We start from the raw sequence: 5,863 nt of genomic DNA, 5'->3' as shown, positions 1-5,863 counted from the left end.
ACTACGAAGTTCTACTCTGCCGATCGCAGATGGTGGAAAGCCCGTTCCCGGGCCAGCCTCACTTGACCCAGCGGGAAGTAACATCCCAAGTCGACACAGGCGCGCTAAGGCAGCGCGTCCGCGCTCTTCTCAAGGTGATCAATCTGTGACCTTCAACCACTTGGAAGTAATCGTCAACCTAACGCGCCGGGAGGTTGCTGGTCGTTACCGGGGATCGATGCTCGGCATTTTGTGGTCGCTACTGACCCCGTTGCTGATGCTGGCGGTATATACGTTCATGTTCGGCACGGTCCTGCGAATGCGTTGGGCGGGCGGCGGCGATGCGCAGCCGACAGCTGAGTTCGCCCTCATATTGTTCGTGGGCCTCATCTTCTTTCAAACCTTCTCCGAAATGCTGACAAGGGCCCCGACACTTATTTTGGCAAATGTCAGCTTCGTTAAGAAGGTTGTTTTCCCGCTTGAAATCCTACCCGTGGTTGCCCTAGCCGCTGCGCTGTTTCACATGCTGGTGAGCTTTTTGGTAATGCTCATTTTCCTTTTGCTTTCGCGAGGCTCAATCCCGTTGACGGCGCCACTTCTCCCGATTGTCGTAGCTCCTTTTATGCTCCTTCTGATCGGCCTGTCGTGGTTCTTCGCAGCAGCAGGGGTTTATTTTCGGGATATCAGCCAAGTTCTGAATCCTATCGTAAGCGCGCTTATGTTCCTGTCACCAATTTTTGTGCCGACAGAAGCCTTGCCGAGTGCTGTGCGACCGTGGCTGACCCTGAACCCAATTTCAATTCCGGTAGAACAGGCTCGCCAGGTTCTAATTTTTGACCAGATCCCGAACTGGTCGGCGCTGGCTGTATATACAATAGCGGCAGCGATCATTGCGGGGCTTGGATTCTTGTTCTTCCAAGCCACGCGGAAGGGCTTCGCTGATGTCCTCTGAAATCGCCATCTCGGTAAAGGCAGTTTCCAAACATCACCTCATGTTCGATCGGCCGGAGGATCGACTTAGGCAGATGGTGGTGCCGCGACTGCAGCGGTTGGTAGGGCGCGCGCCCAAGCGTTACTACCGGGATTTTGCCGCTTTGACCGAGGTGTCTCTTGAGGTTCGGCGCGGTGAGACTGTCGGCATTGTCGGCCGCAACGGTTCGGGTAAATCGACGCTTCTGCAGATCATATGCGGCACACTGCAACCTACGAGCGGCTCGGTCACAGTCAACGGTCGCGTGGCCGCCTTGCTTGAGTTGGGTGCCGGATTCAACCCAGATTTCACCGGTCGTGAGAACGCCTATCTCAACGCGTCTATCCTCGGGCTCAGCAGTGCTGAGATGGACAAGCGCTTCGGATCTATCGCTGCTTTCGCTGACATAGGCGATTTCATCGAGCAGCCTGTGAAGACCTATTCGTCCGGCATGTATGTACGGCTAGCTTTCGCCGTGGCGATCAATGTCGACCCCGATATTTTGGTGGTCGATGAGGCTTTGGCGGTCGGCGATGAGGCCTTCTCCCGCAAATGCTTCGCGCGGATCGAACAGATCAAAGAGCGTGGCGGTACGATTTTGTTCGTCAGTCATGCGGCGCAGACGATTGTCCAACTTTGCGATCGCGCTGTACTGCTCGATGCGGGCGAAGTAATTATGCTTGGCCGCCCAAAGACCGTCACTAGCCAATATCAACGACTGGTCAATGCAAGCGTCGAAATGGGGAAAGAAATTCGCAATGGGATCGTGGAACTTAACGCAACATTTCTGGAATCGCAAAGGTCAGATGTTGATAGTGGCGAAAAAAATGCTTCTATCTCTCACGTAAAATCGGCAGAGGGTGGTTCATCTAATGAGGCCTGTTCAATGCTATCCAGCTCAGAGTCAGCCACAGTTGATTCCGTTGTTGTATCGTCCAAGGTGGAGTCGGAAACAAACGGCGTCATTGCGCAGGAGGCCGACTACTATGATCTCAACCTAAGTTCAAAGTCTACGATTTATCTTGAAGAGAGAGGAGCCCGCATCCGAGATATGAGTGTCCTGACTCTTGGCGGTGAGAAAATAAATGTTTTGCAGGCGGGAAAACGGTATGTATTTGAGTATATGGTTGACTTCACATCTGAGGCGATGGATGTGGGGTTCGAGTTCTTATTCAAAAGTGTAACGGGTCTGGTTATTGCGGGAACGGATACGCACAAGGTAAAAAGAGAAAGAATCACGCTCGTATCCGTCGGTTCTTCTCTGAAAATAAGCTTCACTTTCAGCTGCTTAATGTTACCAGGATCTTATTTGGTAAGCGCTGGTGTACGAGGTTCAGTAGATGGTGATTTTCGTATGCTTCACAAAATCGTTGAGGGGGCACTCATCCGCGTCGCCAACGAGCCCGAACTCGCTGCAATAGGCTGCGTGAACTTGGACGCAACATCGCAGGTGCTTTTGTCTCCAGCAATTCCTCCAAAGCATTCAGCGTTTCAGTAGCGCGTGTCTTCGCCCGCTCGGTAACGTTACGCAAGAGATCGCCATTGTGACCATGTGCAAGCTCCAACGCAGCGCGGCTCACTTCCTGTATATTTGCCTGCTCAATCCGATAAACAAACGGCCATCCAGACGTGGAAAGTAAATTTGTCAACTTTCCACCTCCGCGAATTTGATCGATGGCGATGAAAGGAATTTCATTGCGCATGGCTAAAATTGCGCCATGGAAACGGGACGTGAGCACAAGATCGCACGATGAATACAACGCTTCGATTTCAGACGGCCGGCGACCGGCGCGGGCCAAGTGGTGTTCTACCTCCACCGTCTCGACTCGATGCTTGGCGGCGAGAGATTCGAGCACGTGGACCACGAGCGCACTGGTGCGGACGTGCAGCGAAGTCTGGGGTCCATATTCGCCCTGTTCTCCGCGCAGCACTAGGCCTACGACAAGGCGTTTATCCAATTCTCGCACGTGCTTTTGGATGACTGGCTGAGGAGCGAGAATGGCAACGTCTTCAAAACGCTGACGGCTTCCTTCGCGCGCCAGAACAGTGTCGAAAGGCTGGACGTAGTTGGCGTGGTCTGGTGCGAACTGGCTGACACTGACCCCAATCTTTCGCAGCGAAGGAAACCGGCGAATTACCGTGTCTACAATCGGATGACTTTTGATGACAGGACCACACACGAAAACGAGTGTGGTGTAGTCATTTTCGATGGCTTCTTCCCAAGTCGTTCTGTGGCCTGAAATATCGAAGGCAGAACTGGCTGTTAGGTGCGTGAAACCTATCCCCGCCGCTTTTAAGCGATCAGCGACGCTCTGAACCGCGAAAAGATCTCCAACAGTTCCGTTGCCCTCCAACGACCCATACCAACACAAAAGAACTGACAGAGTTTTGGAGACCTTACCGGAGACTGCAGTGTATCGGCCGCTCGCGTGCTCAGTGCTGCGGCGAGAAATTAGCTTAGCGTAGTCGCAAAGAAAGTCATAGACACTTCCAGCGCGTGCCGCACCGTGGTCGACCTTGTGTGTAAGCTTTAGGACCGGAATTTTGGCAGACAACACGACCTGTCGATCATCTTCTGAAACTGGGCCAAGCAGCCTGGTCTCATAAGGTGTGAACATATGTGGCGGGCCCGCCGATATTTTCGGAACGCGGTCCCAGACGGTACGGAATTTTTCATCATCTTGGTAGGTTTTGCCAAACAGATTGTGAAACCAGTAATAATCCGGGTCATCTGTTCGCTTCTGCCAGTGGCGGTTGATCCTTTTGCGCCATTCATGGATGATGTAAGACGACTGGCTGGCCGCCAGGAACCATGAAGATAGCATTCGTGTCGGGGTAGGTCGCTCGAAGGCAAAAAAATTCTCTGACGTCACGCCATCGAGCCACCGGCTGAGAGGCTGCAGACAGAAGCAAGTAGCGTCGACCCAAACCCCCCCGTATCTCGACAGCAATTCGATGCGAATAATATCACTGTAGGTTGCGTCCGGATGTGACATGGAGAGGATCGACTTTGGGTCGTCCACCTCGGGCAAAAAGTCTCCCAGGCTCTTTCTGCTCAGGATTTGTATCGTCCAATCCGGGTTGACCCTTTCCCAAGAATTCACGCTGGCTCTGACGATCGCTGGCGCCGTTTCGAGTCCTTGGAGCCACAGGATCCAGACAATCCTAGGAATCATTGTTTTTCTCGTTGGAAGGGCTGGAATGCCTGGAGATCCAAAGAGCCTGCTGAAACCATTGGTACCGAGGCCCAGTAGCGAGTGAACTCATTCCGATCGATAGGCTCAAAGGCAGCGATGATTTTCTCATAATTGACCGAAAACGTCTCATTTGCAGGATCGAGGCGCGTAATCACGACGAGCCCGGTTGGCGCACTATCCGTAATCGTAATCGAAAGCTCTGGCCGGTATTGCTTCAAGGTCGGCACGATCTTCCATACGTCACCAGCCCACCAACCTGGGAATGCGGAGTGAGGGTGGTTCGCATCGGCGATGTCCCTCGAAGTCATATAGAACCCCGGCGGCAAGCAGTCGTGTAGCGCGATAATAGATTCAGGGGCGCAGTACTTTTCCGTGCTTATAAAGTCCCGAAGCAGGAATCCAAACAGGTGCATGCCATCCAGAAAAGCAAGGTCGATGGGTTTGCCAAGTATCGTTGAAGGATTGTGCTCCTGAAAGAAGGCGTCGCTCGTTTGTTGAAATAGTAGACAGCTCGGCTTTCTGCCTATGATGTTTGTCTCGCATCTGAAACGCGGATCGACACCGATCGTCGCACATTCCGCCAACTTAATCGTATCGCCAAATTGGACGCCAATCTCGAAGTAGGACTTTGGTTTCGATATCTTCCAGTAGGCTGACATATGACTTGCCTGAAACACGCTGTCTGAAGTCGACGTCCTGCATTGCTGACTCTCCAATCTAGTCTGCCTTCAGCAGTGGAGCGTCCCGCCCAGAATCCGACTGCATGCCACCCAGCGACACATCTATTTTGCCGCAACGCGACAGGCAACATGTGAATCGATTCTTCGTGGGCGAGTAGAACAGGAAAAAACCCCTAGCTCTCCCCCCAAGTCCGCGCTAATGCGATAACAGGGTGACGGGGTTGGGGATTTGCAATCTGGAGTGGCGGCGGACGGTGTTCTGTCCCGCGCCGCTCTGATAGTATTCCCGCGCCTGGAGTTCAGTACTACCCAATGACCGCCTATGTAGAAGCCGTATCGGGCCTGCGACCGAAGATGCGGCGCGCCATCATCATGGTCCAGGACCTCGTCATGGTCCTGATCGCGGTGGCGCTCAGCCTCACGCTCTCGCAGTCGCGGCTTTCCTTCGATGCGTTCTCCTCCGGCGGGCTGGCCTGCTGGGCGCTGATCGTGCTCCTTGCCCATCTCCTGTTTCGCACCTGCGGCCTCTACAGCACCGTCTGGCGCTTTGCCTCAACGCCCGACTTTTTCAACATCCTGAAGGGCTGCGGCAGCCTGACGGTGGTTCTCTATCTGGCCTCGATTGCCTTCCGCTCCTTTTTCCAGCCGGTCGCCGGCCTCAACGAGCGCCAGTTCATCGTCTTCTTCCTGGTCTCCTTCACCATCATTTCGGCACCCAGGCTCTACTATCGTTTCCTGCGCGACGGTGCGTCCTGGCGCATCCTGCGCCGCGCCGCCGGCGATGCGTCGATCAAGCAGGCGCTGTTCATCGGCCGGCTGAGCGAGGCCGACGTGATCGTCCGCTTCACCCGCACGGCGGTGCCGGCCGAATATGCCATCGCCGGCATCATGGCCACGGAGGCCGGCGCGCCGCTCGGCACGCAGATCCAGGGCGTTCCGGTCGTGGCGCTGCGGCCGCGTCTGGTCGGGGTGCTGGAAGAGTATGTCAAGGGCACGGAAAACCTCGACCTCCTGATCTTCGGCAAGGGGGTCGAGCG

4 protein-coding genes and 1 pseudogene are annotated in these 5,863 nt (G+C 54.5%); 3 read left to right on the top strand and 2 right to left on the bottom strand.

The genetic code is table 11. The annotated features are described in order from the left end of the window. Positions 1-145: 145 nt before the first annotated feature. Together EOA60_RS15525 and EOA60_RS15520 are read left to right on the top strand one after the other, a co-directional pair. Positions 146-931 (top strand): ABC transporter permease, encoded by a 786-nt coding sequence (locus EOA60_RS15525; protein WP_206522104.1) that lies wholly within the window; start codon positions 146-148, stop codon positions 929-931. Beyond that, positions 921-2,447 carry an ABC transporter ATP-binding protein gene (locus EOA60_RS15520; RefSeq protein ID WP_127335302.1) on the top strand — a complete coding sequence of 509 codons (1,527 nt, stop codon included), beginning with the start codon at positions 921-923 and terminating at the stop codon, positions 2,445-2,447. Before EOA60_RS15525 ends, EOA60_RS15520 begins: the two co-directional genes overlap by 11 nt. On the opposite strand, the gene EOA60_RS15515 is transcribed toward EOA60_RS15520, so the two are convergent. Together EOA60_RS15515 and EOA60_RS15510 are read right to left on the bottom strand one after the other, a co-directional pair. After that, positions 2,332-4,125, bottom strand: a complete 1,794-nt coding sequence (locus EOA60_RS15515) for a capsular polysaccharide synthesis protein (RefSeq protein WP_127335301.1) — start codon at positions 4,123-4,125, stop codon at positions 2,332-2,334. The two genes, EOA60_RS15520 and EOA60_RS15515, sit on opposite strands and share 116 nt — an antisense overlap. Then, on the bottom strand, positions 4,122-4,805 hold the full coding sequence (locus EOA60_RS15510; RefSeq protein WP_164748289.1) for a class I SAM-dependent methyltransferase: 684 nt from the start codon (positions 4,803-4,805) through the stop codon (positions 4,122-4,124). Before EOA60_RS15510 ends, EOA60_RS15515 begins: the two co-directional genes overlap by 4 nt. A 333-nt stretch (positions 4,806-5,138) precedes the next feature. On the opposite strand from EOA60_RS15510, the pseudogene EOA60_RS15505 reads away from it, so the two are divergent. Next, positions 5,139-5,863, top strand: a pseudogene (locus EOA60_RS15505) (polysaccharide biosynthesis protein); the annotation flags it as partial.

Source organism: Mesorhizobium sp. M1A.F.Ca.IN.020.06.1.1 (assembly GCF_004023265.1).
Lineage (GTDB): Bacteria > Pseudomonadota > Alphaproteobacteria > Rhizobiales > Rhizobiaceae > Mesorhizobium.
This window is presented reverse-complemented; position numbering and strand designations above follow the sequence as displayed.

Excerpts from the sequence above, each read along its gene's own strand:
- EOA60_RS15510 (WP_164748289.1), bottom strand. The coding sequence starts at position 4,805 with ATGTCAGCCTACTGGAAGATATCGAAACCAAAGTCCTACTTCGAGATT.
- EOA60_RS15520 (WP_127335302.1), top strand. The coding sequence starts at position 921 with ATGTCCTCTGAAATCGCCATCTCGGTAAAGGCAGTTTCCAAACATCAC.
- EOA60_RS15515 (WP_127335301.1), bottom strand. The coding sequence starts at position 4,125 with ATGATTCCTAGGATTGTCTGGATCCTGTGGCTCCAAGGACTCGAAACG.